At 60.9% G+C, this 18,617-nt stretch carries 14 protein-coding genes; 6 read left to right on the forward strand and 8 right to left on the reverse strand.

Features of this window, described 5'->3' with window-relative positions; translation table 11 throughout:
* Window positions 1-305: 305 nt before the first annotated feature.
* From Q7L55_08935 to Q7L55_08950, 4 genes are all read left to right on the forward strand, one after another.
* Window positions 306-1,457, forward strand: a complete 1,152-nt coding sequence (locus tag Q7L55_08935; GenBank protein ID MDO8732676.1) for an amidohydrolase family protein — start codon at window positions 306-308, stop codon at window positions 1,455-1,457.
* 923 nt (window positions 1,458-2,380) lie between these two features.
* Window positions 2,381-5,602: a methylmalonyl-CoA mutase family protein gene (locus Q7L55_08940; GenBank protein MDO8732677.1), complete on the forward strand. Its 3,222-nt coding sequence runs from the start codon at window positions 2,381-2,383 to the stop codon at window positions 5,600-5,602.
* 26 nt (window positions 5,603-5,628) lie between these two features.
* The gene (locus Q7L55_08945; protein MDO8732678.1) at window positions 5,629-6,807 is read left to right on the forward strand and encodes an acyl-CoA dehydrogenase family protein; all 1,179 of its coding nucleotides are present in this window, start codon (window positions 5,629-5,631) and stop codon (window positions 6,805-6,807) included.
* A 40-nt stretch (window positions 6,808-6,847) separates the two neighbouring features.
* Window positions 6,848-7,357: a MarR family transcriptional regulator gene (locus Q7L55_08950; protein MDO8732679.1), complete on the forward strand. Its 510-nt coding sequence runs from the start codon at window positions 6,848-6,850 to the stop codon at window positions 7,355-7,357.
* Window positions 7,358-7,524: 167 nt separating this feature from the next.
* On the opposite strand, the gene Q7L55_08955 is transcribed toward Q7L55_08950, so the two are convergent.
* The 4 genes from Q7L55_08955 to Q7L55_08970 form a co-directional block, all read right to left on the reverse strand.
* Window positions 7,525-7,770, reverse strand: coding sequence for a hypothetical protein (locus Q7L55_08955; GenBank protein ID MDO8732680.1), 246 nt, complete (start codon window positions 7,768-7,770; stop codon window positions 7,525-7,527).
* A 296-nt stretch (window positions 7,771-8,066) separates the two neighbouring features.
* Window positions 8,067-8,432: a hypothetical protein gene (locus Q7L55_08960; protein MDO8732681.1), complete on the reverse strand. Its 366-nt coding sequence runs from the start codon at window positions 8,430-8,432 to the stop codon at window positions 8,067-8,069.
* A 250-nt stretch (window positions 8,433-8,682) separates the two neighbouring features.
* Window positions 8,683-9,951 (reverse strand): glycosyltransferase, encoded by a 1,269-nt coding sequence (locus tag Q7L55_08965; protein MDO8732682.1) that lies wholly within the window; start codon window positions 9,949-9,951, stop codon window positions 8,683-8,685.
* Window positions 9,948-10,517: a helix-turn-helix domain-containing protein gene (locus Q7L55_08970; protein MDO8732683.1), complete on the reverse strand. Its 570-nt coding sequence runs from the start codon at window positions 10,515-10,517 to the stop codon at window positions 9,948-9,950. Before Q7L55_08970 ends, Q7L55_08965 begins: the two co-directional genes overlap by 4 nt.
* A gap of 100 nt (window positions 10,518-10,617) precedes the next feature.
* Here Q7L55_08970 and Q7L55_08975 point away from each other — a divergent pair, with 100 nt between their 5' ends.
* Window positions 10,618-10,812: a hypothetical protein gene (locus Q7L55_08975; protein ID MDO8732684.1), complete on the forward strand. Its 195-nt coding sequence runs from the start codon at window positions 10,618-10,620 to the stop codon at window positions 10,810-10,812.
* 187 nt (window positions 10,813-10,999) lie between these two features.
* Here Q7L55_08975 and Q7L55_08980 read toward each other — a convergent pair whose 3' ends face one another.
* The 3 genes from Q7L55_08980 to Q7L55_08990 all read right to left on the reverse strand — a co-directional run bounded on the left by Q7L55_08980 (window position 11,000) and on the right by Q7L55_08990 (window position 15,780).
* Window positions 11,000-12,985: an FUSC family protein gene (locus Q7L55_08980; protein ID MDO8732685.1), complete on the reverse strand. Its 1,986-nt coding sequence runs from the start codon at window positions 12,983-12,985 to the stop codon at window positions 11,000-11,002.
* A gap of 193 nt (window positions 12,986-13,178) precedes the next feature.
* Window positions 13,179-14,453, reverse strand: coding sequence for an ABC transporter substrate-binding protein (locus Q7L55_08985; GenBank protein ID MDO8732686.1), 1,275 nt, complete (start codon window positions 14,451-14,453; stop codon window positions 13,179-13,181).
* 679 nt (window positions 14,454-15,132) lie between these two features.
* Window positions 15,133-15,780: a hypothetical protein gene (locus Q7L55_08990; protein MDO8732687.1), complete on the reverse strand. Its 648-nt coding sequence runs from the start codon at window positions 15,778-15,780 to the stop codon at window positions 15,133-15,135.
* Between the two features lie 706 nt (window positions 15,781-16,486).
* Here Q7L55_08990 and Q7L55_08995 point away from each other — a divergent pair.
* The gene (locus tag Q7L55_08995) at window positions 16,487-17,467 is read left to right on the forward strand and encodes a hypothetical protein (GenBank protein MDO8732688.1); all 981 of its coding nucleotides are present in this window, start codon (window positions 16,487-16,489) and stop codon (window positions 17,465-17,467) included.
* A 731-nt stretch (window positions 17,468-18,198) separates the two neighbouring features.
* Here the strand turns inward: Q7L55_08995 and Q7L55_09000 are convergent.
* The coding region (locus tag Q7L55_09000; GenBank protein MDO8732689.1) for a nucleotidyl transferase AbiEii/AbiGii toxin family protein at window positions 18,199-18,617 on the reverse strand (419 nt) is incomplete at its 5' end.

Consider the following 18,617-nt stretch of genomic DNA (forward strand, 5'->3'; position numbering starts at 1 on the left):
CCCAAACGGTATTGCGCATGGTCCACTACATTGATTGGGTTAATTCGAATCGAAACTGGTTCGGAGCCAAGGTCGACAGCAAACGGTACGCCGAGAACAGGGGGGCGTTGATGATTCGACAAACTCAGTCCACAGCTTTCGATCCGCGACTGCATCGGTGTCTGTCCGGACTTCTGATGAAACTGTCTAGGGACTTTGGTCCCTACTCGACGTACAAGGTGCACTCGTACGCTGCGCCCAGATTCGTATTGCCAACTTACTGACATCGCGCCCATCGACACCCTCTCGGCTAGGAGGACCAGCCCATGCTTCCCAAGGATGCACAGATCATCAGCGTCGATGACCATGTCATCGAGCACCCCAGCGTCTGGCAGGACCGCCTGCCAGCAAAGTACAAGGACGTCGGCCCGAAGCTCGTCTTCGACAAGGTCAACGGCGACCACTGGGAGATCGATGGTGAGCCCCACGGCAACTTCGCGCTGAACGCGGTCGCGGGCAAGCCGCGCGAGGCCTTCGGCATGGACCCGACGAGCTACGACGAGATGCGTGACGGATGCCATGACGTTCACGAGCGCATCAAGGACATGGACATCGAAGGAGTCTGGGCAGAGCTGAACTTCCCGAACATGCCCGGATTCGCCGGCAGCGGGTTCTCCACACTCAAGGACAAGGACCTCGCCTACGTCTGCGTGCAGGCGTACAACGACTTCATCCTGGATGAGTGGTGCCCGGCCTACCCGGATCGACTGATTCCCCTCACGATCCTGCCGTACTGGGATTCGATGGAGCGCCAGGTGGCCGAGATCCATCGCACAGCCGACAAGGGCACCAAGAGCATCGCCTACCTCGAGGCACCACATCGTCTGGGCATCGGTCTGCCCTCGTGGCACTCCGACCACTGGAACCCGCTCCTGCAGGCCGTCCAGGATCGGGATCTGCCACTCTCGGTGCACTTCGGCTCCGGCGGCTTCCCCCTGGGCATTTCCGACGAGGGCCTGTCGACGAAGTTCCCCGTGACCATCACCTCGTTCGGCTTCAATTCGGCCTACGCGGCCACCGAGCTCATCTGGTCGCCCATCTTCGACAACTACCCGGGCGTCAAGTTCGTGCTCTCCGAGAGCGGCATCGGCTGGGTTCCCTACGTCCTCGAAAGAGCCGACTATGTCTGGGAGCGGCACCGCTCGTATAACGATGTGAACCAAGACGTGAAGCCGTCGGATCGCTGGTACAGCAACATGTACGCACCGTTCATCGCAGACGATGCGGGCCTTGAGGCGCGCCACCGCGTCGGCGTGGAGAACATCATGTTCGAGTCCGACTACCCCCACTCCGACTGCAACTGGCCGCACACGCGCAAGATGCTCGAGGAGTCGCTGGCGAATGTTCCTGACGACGAGGCTCGCCTCATCGCCGAGGGCAATGCCCGTCGCGTGTATAACTTCCCGCGCCAAGCGTAAGTACCAGGCCGAAATACCGTGGTGCCCCGGGGGGGGGGGTTCCCGGGCACCACGGTATTGGTTAGGTCGCCTTCCAGCCGCATCGCATTTGCCGCGAGTGCAGCCTGCATCGGACTCCGCTACTTGCGACGATCCCAACCGCTCAGCGCTTGGGAATGAGGACTTGAAGCATGGACTAGGCGGTGCGCTACTGGCCGCGACAGGCCGTTGAGCGGCGACTGCACAGGACGCCTGTGTGATGCACGCCATATCTTCCGAGTTGCATAGCGGCTATCCAGTCTCGACTTTAGGTAAGCCGTACCTTACTAGGTGAGTCGTCTGAAGCAGCATCATGTTCGCCAACTACCTCATCGGGTAGATTCGCAGTTGTACGCGGCCCTCCGATACGACTGAGGGCCCCTGCTCTCTCAGGGACCCTCTGCCGTACTGAACGCTCAACGAGTTGAACATTCACGTTGGTAGCGGGGAGAAACTGAGGGTGCACGATCGTTGGGTTGCATGCCCTGCGAGTTATCCTCACAAACGACCATTTCTGCACCCCCTTCGCACACTTTCGGCCAACTTGGGTCAGAGACATCTAGAGCCTCGACTCTGCAAGGCAATCGAGCTCAGGTCAGTCCCCATTGCCCACAAACTCACGTGTCCCCCGCCATTCGAAATGGCAACAGACCCTTGGGATGAATCTGGCCTCCGCAACGTCTCATGGACGCTAGGCACTCCTGAGATGTCGAAATAGTACAACGTCCAAAGAATAATAGAGCCCATGTTTTGCGATTTTGTGAGATAGGGAGACTGGATTCTCCCGATTTCATGGACTCTAGTTATTTTCCCTTGGATATCCTAGTATTTTATGGTCCGCCGAAGCTGGCGCCAATAGACCCCGGTTTCTGCACTCATCACAGACGACGTGAAGGGGGGCCTTCATGCACGTGCCTGTCAACCCTGTGCGGTTCGTGACCGCTGGAAGTTTGTTTGATGGTCATGATGCGGCGATCAACATCATGCGGCGACTCCTCCAAGCACAAGGTGCCGAGGTTGTCCATCTCGGTCATGACCGATCGGTGGACGAGGTCGTTACGGCTGTTGTGCAGGAGGACGCGCAGGGGGTGGCGATTTCGTCCTACCAGGGCGGGCACATCGAGTACTTCAACTATCTAGTTGAGCGCCTACGCCAGATGGGCGCTGCGCATGTCAAGGTCTACGGCGGCGGGGGCGGGGTCATCGTTCCTTCGGAAATCGATTTGCTGGCCGAGGTCGGCGTTCGCATCTTCAGCCCTCAGGACGGTCAACGGCTTGGCCTGCCGGGCATGATCAACCAACTCATCGCCGAGTGTGACACCAACCTCAGCACCAGCCAGGTGGACGTCGACTCTGTGATCTCAGGCTCCGCCGCCGCACTCGGCCGTGCCATCACTGTCCTCCAGGCCAGCGCCGACCCCGAGCTTGCCCAGGCGGTCCGGGCAGCGGCGGACCAGACATCAATTCCCGTTCTGGGCATCACTGGCACGGGTGGGTCCGGCAAGTCGTCACTTACCGACGAGCTCGTCCGTCGCCTGCGCCGAGACAGCCAGGACAAACTGCGCATAGCCGTGCTCGCCATCGACCCGACGCGGCAGCGAGGCGGCGGCGCGTTACTCGGCGACCGCATCCGTATGAACAGCATCGATCCCAGCGTTGTCTTCTTCCGCTCGCTCGCCACTCGTCAGGCCGGACGTCAGGTGCCCGAGGCACTTGACGACATCATTGCCGCGTGCAAGGCGGCTGGGTTCGACCTGGTAGTCGTTGAGACCCCCGGAATCGGTCAAGGAGACGCATCCATCGTCCCCCACGTCGATGTCAGCCTGTACGTCATGACGCCGGAATATGGGGCCGCATCGCAGCTGGAGAAGATCGACATGCTCGATTATGCGGACGTCGTCGCAGTGAACAAGTACGAGCGTAGAGGGGCCGAAGATGCACGCCGCGATGTCGCCCGGCAGTTGATCCGCAACAGGGGCGCCTTCGGCACCGCTTGGGAGCAGATGCCGGTATTCGGCACGAGCGCGGCGCGCTTCAATGATGATGGAGTGTCTTCTCTGTACCACTGCCTGAAGTCCTCGCTGGCAGAGAAGGGACTTGAGCGGTTCGATGGTGTGCTGCCTGTTGTCGAGGGGCACACGTCGACTCGGCTTGCCGCAGTGCTGCCGCCAGGTCGCGAGCACTATCTGGCTGAGATCGCCGGGACGGTCCGGGGCTACCACAAGCAGACAGCTCGACAGGCCGAGCTTGCGCGACAGCTTCAACAGCTCGACACCACCTCAGCCATGCTGGACAGCGCTGGGCAGGCCAGCGCTGTCCAGGCAGTGGACAATCTGCGCGATGGCCTCGCGCGTGAGTTGGCTCCTGAGGTTCGCACGCTGCTGGAATCCTGGCCAGCTATCCAGGAGAGCTACGCGGGTAACGACCTGACCTACGTGGTGCGCGGTCGAGAGATCCAAACCGAGCTCACGCGTACGACACCGTCCGGATCATCGATTCGACGGGTGGCACTGCCGCGCCTGACAGACCATGGCGAGCTGGTCGGCTTCCTGCGCGCCGAGAACCTGCCCGGCTACTTCCCGTATACGGCGGGCGTCTTCCCATTCAAGCGCACCGAAGAGACTCCGACCCGGATGTTCGCTGGGGAGGGCGATCCGGCCCGAACGAACCGCCGGTTCCACCTGCTCAGTGCCGGGCAGCCCGCCACACGTCTGTCGACAGCGTTCGACTCGGTGACCTTGTACGGATGCAACCCGGGATCGGCGCCGGATGTCTACGGCAAGGTCGGCACATCCGGCGTATCGGTGGCCACCCTCGATGACATCAAGGAACTCTATGCGGGGTTCGATCTGTGCTCGCCTTCCACATCAGTGTCGATGACCATCAACGGGCCTGCGCCCACGATCCTGGCGATGTACCTCAATGCCGTGATCGACCAGCAGCTCGACTCTTTTCGCGACAGCAACGGACGCGAGCCCGACGCGGACGAGGCCGCGGCGTTGCGGGATACTGCCCTGTCGACAGCGCGTGGCACCGTGCAGGCGGACATCCTCAAGGAAGACCAGGGTCAAAACACGTGCATCTTCTCCACCGAATTCTCCCTGCGCTGCATGGCGGATATCCAGCAATGGTTCATCGATCACCAGGTCCGCAACTTCTACTCGGTGTCCATTAGCGGATACCACATCGCCGAGGCCGGCGCGAACCCCTTGAGCCAGCTTGCTTTCACCCTGGCCAATGGTTTCACCTACGTGGAGTCCTACCTCGCGCGCGGCATGGCCATCGACGACTTCGCCCCTAGCCTTTCGTTCTTCTTCTCCAACGGGATGGACGCGGAGTACACCGTCCTCGGGCGCGTGGCCCGGCGGATCTGGGCCATCGCGATGCGCGATCGGTACGGGGCCAACGACTTGGCCCAGAAACTCAAATACCACGTGCAGACCTCAGGGCGGTCGTTGCACGCGCAGGAAATGGACTTCAACGACATCCGCACGACTCTGCAAGCGCTGTGCGCGCTCAATGACAACGCCAACTCACTGCACACCAACGCTTACGACGAGGCGATCACCACTCCGTCAGCACAGTCGGTTCGTCGCGCGCTGGCAATCCAGATGATCATCGACAAGGAGTGGGGCCTGTCGATGAACGAGAACCCGCTCCAGGGCGCGTACATCGTGGAGGAACTCACCGAGTTGGTCGAGGAAGCGGTCCTGGTGGAGTTCGAACGCATATCGGAGCGTGGTGGCGTGCTCGGCGCGATGGAGACCGGCTATCAGCGTGGCCGGATTCAGGACGAGTCGATGCTCTATGAGCATCGCAAGCACGACGGCTCGCTGCCCATCATCGGCGTCAACACCTTTCTCAATGACAACATCGGCCAGGAGCAGTCGATCATCGAGTTGGCACGGGGGACGGACGAGGAGAAGCAGTCGCAGCTGCGTCGTCTGGCCGAGTTCCACGATCGCCACCGCGACGATGCGCAGGCTGCCCTGACCCGGCTCAAGGCCGCGGCCACCGAGGGCGGGAATGTCTTCGACGGCCTGATGGATGCTGTTCGCTACTGCTCACTCGGTCAGATCAGCGAGGCATTCTTCGAAGTCGGCGGTAAATACCGCCGCAGCGTCTGACCACCAAGGCAAAGGGGACTGCACAGATGACAGGCAATGCCGAATTCGCATTCGGCCAACTCTCGGAGGATCACCAGATGATCAGGGCGGCGATTCGCGACCTCGCTGCGTCTCAAATCGCACCGCATGCTGAGGAAGCCGATGAGACCAGCACCTTCCCGCAGGCGTCCTACGACGCGCTTCGCGCATCTGACTTTCACGCCCCACACATCCCCGAGCAATATGGCGGCGTTGGCGCTGATGCGCTCGCCACGTGCATTGTCATCGAGGAGGTCGCTCGCGCCTGCGCATCCACCTCACTCATTCCCGCCGTCAACAAGCTCGGAACGCTGCCCCTGATCCTTGCAGCCAGCGATGACGTGAAGGCCAGGTATCTGCCGCCCATCGCAAGCGGTGAAGCCATGTTCGCGTACGGACTGTCCGAGAGGGAGGCGGGATCGGACATCGCATCGATGACCTGCAGTGCCACTCCTGACGGCGACGACTGGATTCTCAACGGTCAGAAATCGTGGATCACCAATGCCGGTGAGGCCGAGTACTACACGGTCTTCGCTGTCACCGACCCCGATGCAAAACGCGGGGGCACCGTGTCCGCCTTCGTCGTGGAGAAGACCGACGAAGGCTTCACGTTCGGTGGCAAGGAGCGAAAGATGGGCATCAAGGGCTCCCCCACGCGAGAGCTCTTCTTCAACAAGGTCCGGCTGCCCGGCAATCGTATTGTCGGTCGTCGTGGCGAAGGGCTCAAGATCGCCTTGGGCACGCTCGACCACACCCGCGTCACGATCGGCGCCCAGGCGGTCGGGATCGCCCAGGGGGCTCTTGATCTGGCACTTGACTACGTCAAACAACGCCAGCAGTTCGGCAAGCATCTCGCCGAATTCCAGGGAGTGCAGTTCATGCTCGCCGACATGGCGATGCAGTTGGAGGCCGCTCGGCAACTCGTATACGTCGCGGCTGCAAAATCCGAACGCGGGGATCAGGACCTGTCCTTCTTCGGGGCTGCCGCCAAGTGCTTCGCCTCCGATGTCGCAATGAAGGTGACCACTGATGCCGTTCAACTCCTCGGCGGATCGGGGTATGTTCAGGATTATCCAGCCGAGCGCATGATGCGGGATGCGAAGATCACGCAGATCTACGAAGGCACCAATCAGATCCAACGCATAGTGATGGCACGTCATCTCCTCAAGGGCTGGACCCCTGCGTGAGCACCATTCAACGCCTCGATGCTCCTGTTAGCCTCGGAACGTGACTGTTCCGCACTTGCCATTCGATCCAATCGACCGTGCTGGCGAACATTGGCAGGAGCATTTCGGGGAGCCCTCCGCGATGATGGTGGTCACATCCATCATGCGTGTGCAACAACTCCTACTCGGTGCGCTCGACAACGCGCTGAAGCCCCACGGGATTACGTTTGCCCGATATGAGGTGCTCGTGCTGCTCACCTTTAGTCGCAGCGGCTTCCTTCCACTGAACAAGATCGGCGAGCGTCTGATGGTCCATCCAACTTCCGTCACCAACGCCATCGACCGTCTCGAAGTCCAAGGGCTCGTGCGCCGCGTGCCGGACAATGTCGATCGACGAAGAGTCCTTGCGGCCCTGACTCCCAAGGGCAAGAAAGTCACTCAGCGAGCCACGAAGAGCCTGATTGCTCTGTCGTTCGGAGTCACTGGACTCGACGAGGCGGAGATGGAACATCTCTACGGTCTCCTGCGCACCTTGCGAGCGACCGCTGGAGACTTCCCGAGCGAGGCATAGAACCGGGCCCAGTGGATTCTGCTCGAAAACGAGGTGGAGTCGGGACTCTCAGCATCTTGAGAATGTTCTGAGAAACATACGCCGCACTTGCACCATGAAACGGGATAAGCACCCACCTGCACACTTTCAAGGATGTCATGCGACTTGGACTGCGTCCTTGAACTTGGTCAGCCGGGACTCGAGAGACGAGTTGAAGCCGTCCTGATCCTGGGCAAGGACTGCGATTCAAGGCGAGCGACGTTCGCGGCGAGCGCCACGTTGATTTCAGCGTTCTGCTCAACTTCGGATTCTCTGACGTTGATGCCGATGTGCGTCCCCCAAACAGGGGTCGCTTGCAGCCGGGATACATGCTGCATGCCGAACACGATGACATGCCACACATGAACTTGAGCATTGCGATCAACTCGCTTCAACTTTCTGGAACGTTCTGAATGTTGTAATCAACAAGCCGCCCTACCAGTACGTCCTGTGTGCATCAAAAGAATCGCATCTGCCGCTCGTTGACATGCACAATGCAAGCGGACCGCACAACGAACACAACGGAGTCAGGTGCCGACGCATACTGGCTGCGAATCAACCGTTGTCATTCGCGAAGTCATTGCCTAGAGGATCGAGCGTGTGCTGGCTGGCTGGTGGTTGAAGTGCCATTTGATGTGCATGCCGTGGTGCAGAAACGGCAGAGAAATGGGTTTGCCCTTGCCTCTGGCCGCTAGTCGTCGTTTGAATCTGATGCGTCAGTTCCTTGATCCTCGTGATCCACGTGATCATTCGAGCCGCCGACATGATCGCCGGACTGGCCTTCGTCAGTCTCGATCGCGTCAGATTGGTCGTCCTCACCTGAGGGTTCGTTCTCGCCTGATTCCTCACGCGACGTATCTGTCCCAGTCGTCGGGGTTCTTGAGGGCGCTGGTGTGGGCGCGGACGTGTGCTCGACGTCGAATTGAGCACTGTTCGATTCCTGCCCCTGAGGGTCGCTCGAGCGAGTTGAGGCGAAGCTGACGATCGGAATCATCGCGACCGCGATCATTGCCCCGGCTGCGATTGCTCCTGTAACGGCGAGATTCTTGCGGTTCATGCGCTTGGTCCTTCCTTTTGCCCCGTTGGTACTCACGAACGTAGGTAACGCTGTCGACGATTCGAACCAAGCGCACGTTAAGTACGGGTAAGAGCCTCAAGCATCTGAGTGATGTCACCTGCGGAGTCGAGGTAATTGCGGGGCAGGAGACCAAACACTGTTGATAGACGAGGATGCAGCAGCGCCCAACTCATCACTGAACTCCCGAGGCACAGCCACGAAGTTCCGAACGTGCATCACCAGAGTCTTGCTAGGAGGCGTTACGCGTCTCCGCCTGCGAATCGGCGGATGGCGGCGGATTGAATAGTCGGGCCTCGATGGCATTTGCAGCAGCCGACGGACCACCTGCAGCCTTGAATCCTGCGGCAACTCGGGCGGCGCCCTGGGTCATGGTCATGGCTTGCATGACCTTTGCGCGCAGTCGCGCAGCGGTCAGGCGGCGTGCAGTGAGTCGCGTTCCCGCGGCGGCGACCTCGATGCGTCGTGCGACTTCGAGTTGGTCACGACCAAAGGGAACGGCGCAGACGGGCACTCCGCGTGCGAGAGCCTTCTGGGTGGCACCCATGCCTCCGTGGGTTACCGCGCAGACCGCCCTGTCCAGCAGCGGGCCATGTGCCAGGAAGCGCTCAACATGGGCGTTGGCTGGGACCGCGTAATCCGCGGGATCGCCCGAGGGAATGGTCGCGACCACATGCACAGGTAGGTCGGCGAGGGCCTCAAGCGCGACTTTGACCAGCCGCCCGTCATCCTGGAACTCCGAGGACGTGGTGACCAGGACGAGAGGCTGTTCGATCTCAGCGAGCCAGGACGGCGGCTCGCTCGGGGGTTCCCAGTCGCACGGCCCGACCATGACGATGTTGTCTGGCCAGTCGACGCGGTGGTACTCGAACGGCTCCGATGTCAGGTAGACCAACAACGGGGGCCGGTGGAACAGATCGTCAGCATGTCTGAGCGGAGGCAGTCCCAATGCTTGGCGCACGCCGTTCATCGACGGGACCATCTGCCTCTCAATCGCGCCCAGGACCACAGGTCGCAGCAGCCGGTCGCGAGTCCGGCCCAGAAGTCCCTCAGCGGGTGGCAGTCCGGGACCGAACGGTGGCACCTGATCCGAGCGCAGCGCCAGCGGATAGGGGCAGAAGGCAGCCCACGGGCCGCCCCACTGCTCGGCAGCGGCCAGTGCGCCCCAGGCGTTTATGTCGACCAGAACAGCATCAGGCTGCTCGTCGCGAATGGCTTGGCGAAGATCGTCCGCATCGAACTCCGCTCGGGCGCAGAAGGCGCGTACCGCCGCCGCCAATGCCTTTTGTGAACCTCCCGCACGCCAGTCCTCCAACTCAACGGCCTCCACGTGCGCACTGATCGGGGCGGCCGCGAAACCGCGGCTGTGCATGAGAGGCACCTGGGAGGCCAGAGTTCGAACGCTGATGTCGTGTCCGCGTCGACGTAACTCGTCCAGGATTGGGGTCAGTGGGAACAGGTGCCCGCGAGCGGGTGAGGTGTAAGCCATAACACGAATCATGAATGCCCCTCCACGAGTGGATTGATCAGTTCTACGAGCGCGAGTTCGGTTTGACGGCGGCTGAGGCCAGCGTCGCGACGCAGCAATTTCCACATGTAGACGTCGCAGACCGCCACCAACTGCGCCAACCGGCGCTGGCGCTCAACGCCCGTCAGTCCCGTCAACCCCTGCGCGAACACGCGTGCGCACCAATCTCGGTGCAGCTCGCGGCCCATGTCGACGATGCTGCGCAGTGCAGGAAGCCGCTGCTCCTCGGCGAGCATCTTCAACACTTGGTCCCCAGATGCCTCATAGTGATCGACCAACACCTCAACCGCAGTTACGACATCCCCCACCGGGGCTCGTCCACGCTCATGGCGCTCGCGCTGTATCTCACGATCTGCGGCCGCCGCCAGTAGACCCTGCTTGCCACCGAACCTGCGGATCACTGTCCGCACGGATATACCAGCCCGGCGAGCAACCTCATCCATCGATAACTGATCGGACGGACCCTCCCAGAAGAGCTCCGTTGCGGCATCGAGAATCCGTTCGCCGGTCTCCAGCGCCGTCTGTGCTCTCGATTCCATCCTGTAACCTCGCGGCCCGCCCAATTCCATGTCACTGATAGTGACAGGAAATTACGTGCCCGGCAAGACGCACCCCATCAAGCGATGATCGAATCCGCGCATGCAGGTCAGCGAGGCAACCAAGCGGGGGCAGTCCCTTTGTCCCCAACTCATGCAGCAGACCCCAACGTCGCCCCTGGGCTGTCGGTGCGGACCAAACCAGAGCTTCGTGATGAACCTCATGGGCGTCACCGGCCACATGATGAAGATGGGTCGCGAGAGCGCTCTGATCACTGCTTCCAACATTTCGGCTTGATGAACCGCTCCCTCGGACACGACTTCATCGGCGGTAAGGACGCGAACGGCAACCCCGGTGCCATGGCGGAGGTCGTCACGTCCCCCAACGACCCAGCCTTCTGGCTGCACCCGCCAACATCGAACGGCTCTCAGACAACTGGTGGAAGAATCCTCACTACCAGTACCTCCAAGAGCCTTGGGTCTGTCTACGATCCACACCAGTAGGTGCGCCCCGAATCCGATCGAATGAGACGTTGAGAGTCAATGCTCAACTGCGACGAGGCATCAAGGAGTCTGGCAACATAGACCGGCATCGTTAGTTTTTGTTCGGTTGTCCTGGTCTCCCGTAGGACTGCGCCTTCACCGTCGGCATCCAAATTGGTCAGCGCAGTGTTGAAGCAGTCCTGGACTTGGCCCCGGACAGCACTGAATTCGTCCGACCGAAACCAGTCCCGCTGCAGTCCCGCGCCATCCTGCAACACGCGTTGCAGTGCCATCGTGGCCAGTCCCGCCCAGCCGATGGTTGTGACGAGGTCTGTCCCGACCAACGGATCGCACTTGGTCCTGTGTGGCTCGATCAGCGCGGCCGTAGTGACTGGCACCGCTGTCGAAAGAGCGCGCCGGGCGAACAAATCGAGCTCCCTGAGACGGACTTTGTCCAACGGTGACGGGTCCGCGAGTGCCGCCAGTACCTCCGTTGTCCAATCGAACTGGGCTCGGATAGCGCCGGTCAGTACGGCGACCAATTCGCTACCGCGCCAGTTCGGCAGCACCAGGAAGACGATCAGTGCAATACCGCAACCCAGCAAGGTGGCCAAGAGTCGTGCCTCCGGTGGCCCAAGAGACGGGGTCTGCGCTTCAGATAGCAACAGCATCGTCGTCGCCATCGCGATGGACGCCCAGAAGTAATTCACAGTCATCCAGCGCATCACCAGAGGGGCAGCAATCATGATGAGGACTGCGTAGACCCAGCCGACATCACCGATCATCGCGAAGACCGCAGATACAGCGACCACTGCGACGACGGTACCCGCAACGCGTAGGAGGCCCTGCGACAGTGTGCTCGCAAAGTCGGATTTCATCACCATGAGCGCGGACATCGCGATCCAGTAACCGTGAGGGATGCCGAACCACAGCGAGATTGCTGTCGCGACCGCCAAAGCGAGCGCGATCCTAAGTCCCTGACGCGCGCCGGGCGCTCCAATTGCCAGTGACGACGGCAAATGTGTGAACCAACTCCGCAGAGTTGGCTCATCGCTGCCAACCCGCACAGCTCGTGTTTTCGAGGCTGGCGAAAGGGAGGAGGTGACGGCGGCATCGAGATCTCCAAGAGCCGCCGTCAATTCAGGCGGCACGACGCCCGTGTCCTGCTGCGGGGGCTCGGCTGGGTGTTGGAATGATCGAGTGATTGCTTCCAACCGAACGACCACAGCGCCTCGATGGAGCGGATCAGGTTGCGCGTTCATGAGCCACGAGGACACGACAACTCGCGTCTCGTAGATCTGATCCAGTACATCCGAAAAGTACTGCCGTCGATCTTGGGGCAGGCCCGCCGAATCGACCAGAGCCATGGCTCGCGCCGCAATGTCGATGCCATGAAGGTGCAGCCCGGGGGACGCCTGTTCGCTGCGCACCAACTCAAGCAGCGAACACAGACTCGCAGTGACCGCTCGGCGAACCTCGGTGATTCGTTCGCGGGGCCAGGTCATCACCGCTGCCGAAGTCGCGATCAGACCCCCCGCCAGAATCGCGAGCGCCGAGACCGTGACGTGTGACAATGTCATCGGCGCGATTCCGCTCAGACCGACCGCAGTGGCCAGTGGGCCAAGAGTCAGGTTGAACGCCAAAAGCCCATTGCCACCCACAGTTCCGTAGACATAGCCGAGTAGCGGGAGTAACAGCAGTAACCACCAAGTACCTGCGACGAGTTGGACCGCGAAGCCCGCAGAAGCAGACAAGACTGCGACGCCCAGGCAAATTCGTACCAGCAATGAGCGGCTGATCCCTGGCGGGACGAGGCCAACACTGAGAGCACCAAAGCCAGCTGCAGCGCCATAGGGCAAATCGCCGAACCCCGCGCCGAGGGCTACAAGAAGTCCGACCAGGACGCCGCGGTGGATCGCCGCTGGCCACGCCATGACTGATTCGGAGTGCTGACGCATCAGTGCCCACAGCAGACGCGGGCGCTTCATCGCCGATTCTCGATAGCTCACCGGTGGCCTTTCGAGAGCGGCCTCATGTGCGCAAGAAAGGCGTGTCGACTGGACACCAGGTCCGACACTCGAAGCCCTCGAAGGCGACCGGACTCAGCTCTAGCCCGGTCTGCGCCGGGAGACGATGCGGGGCGGCGGCCGATGGCCGCCGCCCCGCATCACAGCCGATCGGTCAGCCGACCACCTGGCCTGTGGCGATTTCGACGATCTTGCCGCAGGTCGCGGCCTTGTCGGGCACCGGCTGGCCGTTTTGCACAGTTACGAACCATGCGCACTTCGTCGGCGTGCCATTAGGCAGCAGGCCCGGCTTGAAGGAGATCGGCGCAGGCAGCAGGCCGCCGGCGTCATACTTCGAGACGTTGCGCAGGGCGCTGATGAACTTCTCCCGGGTCGGGCACGGCCCGGCCAGCTTCAGCCCCTTGATCATGAGGTCGGCCCCTGCGAACCCGACCGGCGCGATCGAAGCGTACGGGTTGGCGCCGGCCGCCTTCATGCCATTGGCGTAGGTGCGCACCGCCGGGTGCCCGGGCACACCGATCGGCACAACCGCGAGTTGGGCGTTGACACCCTCAAGTGCCCCACCGGACTTGGCGATGACCGCGGGGTCGGCGATGCCAGCGCCGTTGATGCCCTTGAGGTTCACGCCCTGCTGCTTGAGCGCCTGCACGATCGACACCACACCGTCGGTGAACATCGTGAGGTATGCGCCGTCTGCGCCGGAGTTCTTGATGCGCAGCGCGGTCGAGGTCGCGTCGTGCGTGCCCTGCGTCTCGTCGAGGATGAGCAGGCCCTGCTTGACGCCAGCGGCTCCGGCGGCAATGTTCTGGAGTTTGGCCGAGTTGGCCGCGCTCGGGGAGTTGTGCGAGACGATCGCGGCACTGGTGACGCCGAGGGACTTCAGCTTCTCCATCGTGGCCGTGTTCACGTACTGCGTCGACGGCACGCCGGTTGCGGAGAAGGCGTTGCGGTCGGTAGCCATCGCCAGTGCGTTGAAGCCCGTCACCGGCACGTTGTTCGCCTTGAACGTGGGCATGGCCGAGTCGGTGGCCGTGGTCATAATCACCCCGAAGACATGGTCAGACTGCAGCGCCTTGGTGGCCATGGTCGTCTGAGTCTGCCCGTTCGCCTGGTCGTCGTACACGATCACGTTGATCTTGCGGCCGTACACGCCGCCCTTGGCGTTCTCCTGCGCGAGGCGCAGCGCCACGGCCTTGTCAGCGTCGATGAACGTCGCCGCCGCCGGCCCGGTCTTCGGGATGAAGTCTCCGATGGTGATGCTGGCCGGCGTAACGCCGTCCGCCGCCGGGCACGCGGCGTTGCTTTGCTTTGTGGGTGCGGGCGTGGGGGCGGCGTTTGCTGCGGTGCCGACAAGAGACAGCACCACGGCCGCGCCAAGGCCTCCGGCCATTACAGCCGTTCGGCCCTTCTTCGTGCTCATAGTCTTCATGGATTCTCCCAACTGATAGTCGTGGCGCGCGCTGCGCTACGAGTACACCAAGTCCGCAGACTGGCCCCGAATGCCGCCTATGCGATCCAAATCACATGTAATAGTTACGCAATCGTTACGCAGTATCGCTCATACGCGCGCAAATCAGACTCGCTCCATGCGGCACGCAACCATCGCCAAGGCTGACAAGGCTGACTGAGCACACACACCACACGATCGAAGCAACGACCGCCAACATGCCCATTGTCCATAAACCCTTGGCAGATCGGAAGTCACGAGCGCAACATGGCGTAGCTAATGCACCACTGCTCGCCTGAGGACTTTGAGGTGCCGTCGAAGGGCCTCTGAGATTTAGTCGTGGATCGAGTTCAGCCAGGAGTGCCGAAGTTGACGACAGGATCCTGGTGCATGTCGCTGCTTGAGTCATAGGCTCCGCCAACTGCAGGAACATTGGTTATCAAGGAGTCTCCCGTCAGCTCTTGCAACGTGTGAAGGCCAGCGGCCCCACATTCGTCGGCAAGCCTCGGCGCAACTGGAACCTCTGGCGGCACGAAGAAGAACCTTGAGCCGCCGAAACATACGATCAGTAGGAAGAACGCCAAATGCAATGCGTCTTTCGAGATCAGCCCGCTTTCCCGGACGGTTCTATTTGGCGATCACGGCCCGGTGTTAAGTAGTTCTAAACGGTTCCTGCTGCAGCTCCACAGGCGAAGGGCCCTACAGATGCAATTCGGACGCTACGAATTACTTTGTGGTTGCCGTCCAGCGGTTGAACACGGACGGTGAAGGAGTAGGCGCTCGTATCAACCTTGGTGGCATCGGACATCTGCGTGCAATCCATGAGGCCAAGCGCTGGTGGCGCGACATCATCCATCGCCAGGCCAACGACTACCTTGGCCGTCAATGGCGGCACGGGATCTGCAAGTAAGGCTACTCTCAAGAATTTTGTAAGGTGGATCTCCATCGCCGCATCGCCGAACTGGGCGGCGTGGGTGGTGCGCAGCGTGGAATCTCGTTCAACTATGTCGGTGCCGTTTGCGCGCAGAGACTTCATGATGATGCGCACCGATTTGATGAGACCGTGGCAGTTGGCTACCTGAATGTGGGGTTGCATCGCGTAGTACTGGGCATTGATCTGGGCCCAGCCGATCTTGACGGCCAATCCCGGAGCGCTAGGGAGACAACCTGCCCTTGTGGTTGTGGCACTTGCTGGCGTCATGGCCAATGTGGGATTGACCGAGACGGTCAAGGTCGAGCCCACTGCAAGTGCGAGTCCAGCGAGTGTCACAACCATTCGACTTCGAGTGTGAACGGGCCAGAAGCTCATGCGATGTCTCCCCTAGGTCGCGGGCGCACAAATTACCACCGGCAAGGTGCCTGTCGGGTTCTCGTCATTTACTCACAAATGTTGATGCTTCCGCTGTTGTTGGGGTTGACATCTTGATCTGCCAGCTTGGGATGGATGCGAGGTACCGGAAAGGCAACACCGTTGATCAATTGGGACCATCGCCAGATGGTCGACACAGCCACAGGATCACGGAAGTCGCCGCCAACTCACGGGCAAAAGTGCAAGCGCCAGCGCCGTCCATAAACGCAAATAACCGCCGATAACCCCCTCCGCGAGGGGTCAGGAAACCGGTACCTAATAGGACAAGGCCCCCGGTCGGGAGGCCTTGTGCCTTGAATTACGTAGCGGGGGAGAAACTGAGGATGCACGATCACCGGGTTGCATGCCCAGCAAGTGCTCTCACAAATGACCATTTCTGCACCCCTTCTGCACTCCCTGGGGTGCAAGCCTGCACCCGCCCCCGCACTTTCGCGAGCCGCGCAGAGTCCCACCCAAGAGGTGAATCCCATGTAATCTCAAGTGTCATGAGCGTGGTCGTTCTTACGTGCGCAAATCGTGGACTTTGGCGAGCATTGCTCGATGAGTTCGTACGATTGGCACTTTCAGGAATTGGCTTGCAGGCTCGAGATAGGAACCCGCGCCCACGCCCCGATGCGTGGCGTGCCAACTGGCCACAGGGACATCCATGACACAAGCTTCGGCGTTCGAACTTCTTGCGAGTGGCGACACCGTCGCTCCCGACCACGACGTTGCAATGGACATGTGTCACAGGGAGTGGGGACTGCCAGAGCAGAAAGAGAGTTGGATAGTTTCTTGTCCTCCACTGGGAGCCAAGTGGACCTATGCCAGAGTGAACCTCTCCAGACAAGAGGCGCCGACCTTTCTGAATATTCTCGGAGTCCCATTCCACGCACCTGCACGGAACGAACGCCCATCTGGATACGCCTTCTTGCCGGAAATCGCTGCAGCTCAGGGCATCAGACCGGCGCGGAATCACGCCACCGTTGTCGCCTCTCGAAACATCGACGGCCTCGCCCAGCGCCTGCAGGAAGCGGGCGTGAAATTCCGCTACGACCCGCCAGATGACAATCTGGCAATTGCCAGAATCTGGGTTGGGTTCACCGAAGGCATGGAGGACTCATATGAACCTGCAGCCGACGCGGGCTTGCGCCTCGAGGTGATCCCATATGAGGCTGTCCGGCCGCCCTCCACTGCAATTCAGCCTGATGAGGCCGGATCAGTTACAGGAGCTGGGATCCGGATCGCGGCGCGGACTCTGCTCATGAGAAATCTAGATTTGCGGATTTCCACGCTCGAATCAATATTTGAATGGCGCCCACAGAGCGACCACATTTCCAAGGATGGAACTCGGCGAGTCCGATTCGCATTTGCGAATCCCAAGAGCGCGGTCATAGAACTTGTCCATCCTGCGCGGGAATCAATCGAAGGCGGATTTCTGGAGGAGTGGGGCGAAGGGCCATTTAGCCTGCGGCTTGAGGTGCCCGATGTGGCATCGGTTCAGGACCGGCTTCAATCGTGCGACGCACCTTGGATGTGGATGCCACCTGCAGGTCCAAACGAATCTTCGCGACTTCTGCGCCACCCACAATGGCAGCTCGGTACGGGCTTCGAATTCGTTCCGTCTGAGTCGCAGTTCGCACGCTGAATATCACACCGCGATAATTACGAACTGGTTCGCGAGCCAGTTCACACGCATGGGCTCATTCGGCGCCCACATCCGATAGCCGTGGGGCCCACGATGATCTAACGGCTTCAAGATCACCACCGTAGCGCCGGCTAGTTTGGCCTTGTGCCAGTTCTACCAGCACTTGCGTTTGCTTGGCGCTGCGACACATCGCACACTTGGCCGAGCGCGGCACGTGCCGCGACTATCGACGAAGTCTTCGTGCTACCAGGTGAGCTGACTCGACCGATCTTGATGCCGGACCGCACAGGCCATAGCTACGCACGTGGACCGCTAAGGCGAAGTTGAAGCGAGGACCTCGCTGCCGAACCGGTTGACGCCCATTGCGGGGCAGGCGGGTTCTGGCTCGACTTGCGAATTGCCACGCCCGCTCACACCGTTGACTACATGTGAGCCTTCATCGTTGCTCTACGCCAGCATCGCAGCGCGGACCTCCGGAACGACGAAGGGCCCTGATCTCTCAGGGACCCTCGGTCGTGCAGAAGATTCATTTAGTTGAATCTTCAAATAGTAGCGGGGAGAAACTGGCGATGCACGATCTCTGGGTTGCGTGCCCTGCAAGTTGCCCTCACGACAGACCATTTCTGCACCCCCTTCTGCACTCCCCCCGGGGGCGCAAGCCTGCACCCACCCCGCACACTTTCGCGGCGTCCAAATTCAATCTGACTACGCCCACCACACCAGAGCGCAAGTTAGAACTGACCATCGCGCGCCTTAGCGAACAGCGGCATGACCACTTCGCGTAGTTGGCTGATGGTTTCTGCTATGTCGGGTGCTGAGAGTTGATTGCGTGTGATGAATGCGCGCCACTGCGCGATGACTCTTGGATCCTCGGCGAATTCTCGACTCAGTCCCGACGGCGTGGTCGGGGGAATTGACGTGTTCCGTCGAGTGAATGTCGCTGCGATCGCGGAAGCCACGTCACTGACGTCGGTGTCCAGGTTCGAGAGCAGGATCCACAGGTCGAAGTAGTCCTTCAGCCGAGAGTTGACTCGTCCGAGGTCGACAATGGCTTCGAGTTTCTCTGCGATGACGGTGGCCTTTGGGTACGCGCCAAGCAGTGGCGGTGGCATGTCGTCGAGCAGGACCGGGAATGTCACGGCTGTCGGTC

The sequence above is a fragment of the Actinomycetota bacterium genome (genome assembly GCA_030650795.1).
Lineage (GTDB): Bacteria > Actinomycetota > Actinomycetes > S36-B12 > S36-B12 > UBA11398.

Excerpts from the sequence above, each read along its gene's own strand:
- Q7L55_08935 (MDO8732676.1), top strand. The coding sequence starts at position 306 with ATGCTTCCCAAGGATGCACAGATCATCAGCGTCGATGACCATGTCATC.
- Q7L55_08940 (MDO8732677.1), top strand. The coding sequence starts at position 2,381 with ATGCACGTGCCTGTCAACCCTGTGCGGTTCGTGACCGCTGGAAGTTTG.
- Q7L55_08945 (MDO8732678.1), top strand. The coding sequence starts at position 5,629 with ATGACAGGCAATGCCGAATTCGCATTCGGCCAACTCTCGGAGGATCAC.
- Q7L55_08960 (MDO8732681.1), bottom strand. The coding sequence starts at position 8,432 with ATGAACCGCAAGAATCTCGCCGTTACAGGAGCAATCGCAGCCGGGGCA.
- Q7L55_08965 (MDO8732682.1), bottom strand. The coding sequence starts at position 9,951 with ATGATTCGTGTTATGGCTTACACCTCACCCGCTCGCGGGCACCTGTTC.
- Q7L55_08970 (MDO8732683.1), bottom strand. The coding sequence starts at position 10,517 with ATGGAATCGAGAGCACAGACGGCGCTGGAGACCGGCGAACGGATTCTC.
- Q7L55_08975 (MDO8732684.1), top strand. The coding sequence starts at position 10,618 with ATGCAGGTCAGCGAGGCAACCAAGCGGGGGCAGTCCCTTTGTCCCCAA.
- Q7L55_08980 (MDO8732685.1), bottom strand. The coding sequence starts at position 12,985 with ATGAAGCGCCCGCGTCTGCTGTGGGCACTGATGCGTCAGCACTCCGAA.
- Q7L55_08985 (MDO8732686.1), bottom strand. The coding sequence starts at position 14,453 with ATGAAGACTATGAGCACGAAGAAGGGCCGAACGGCTGTAATGGCCGGA.
- Q7L55_08990 (MDO8732687.1), bottom strand. The coding sequence starts at position 15,780 with ATGAGCTTCTGGCCCGTTCACACTCGAAGTCGAATGGTTGTGACACTC.
- Q7L55_08995 (MDO8732688.1), top strand. The coding sequence starts at position 16,487 with ATGACACAAGCTTCGGCGTTCGAACTTCTTGCGAGTGGCGACACCGTC.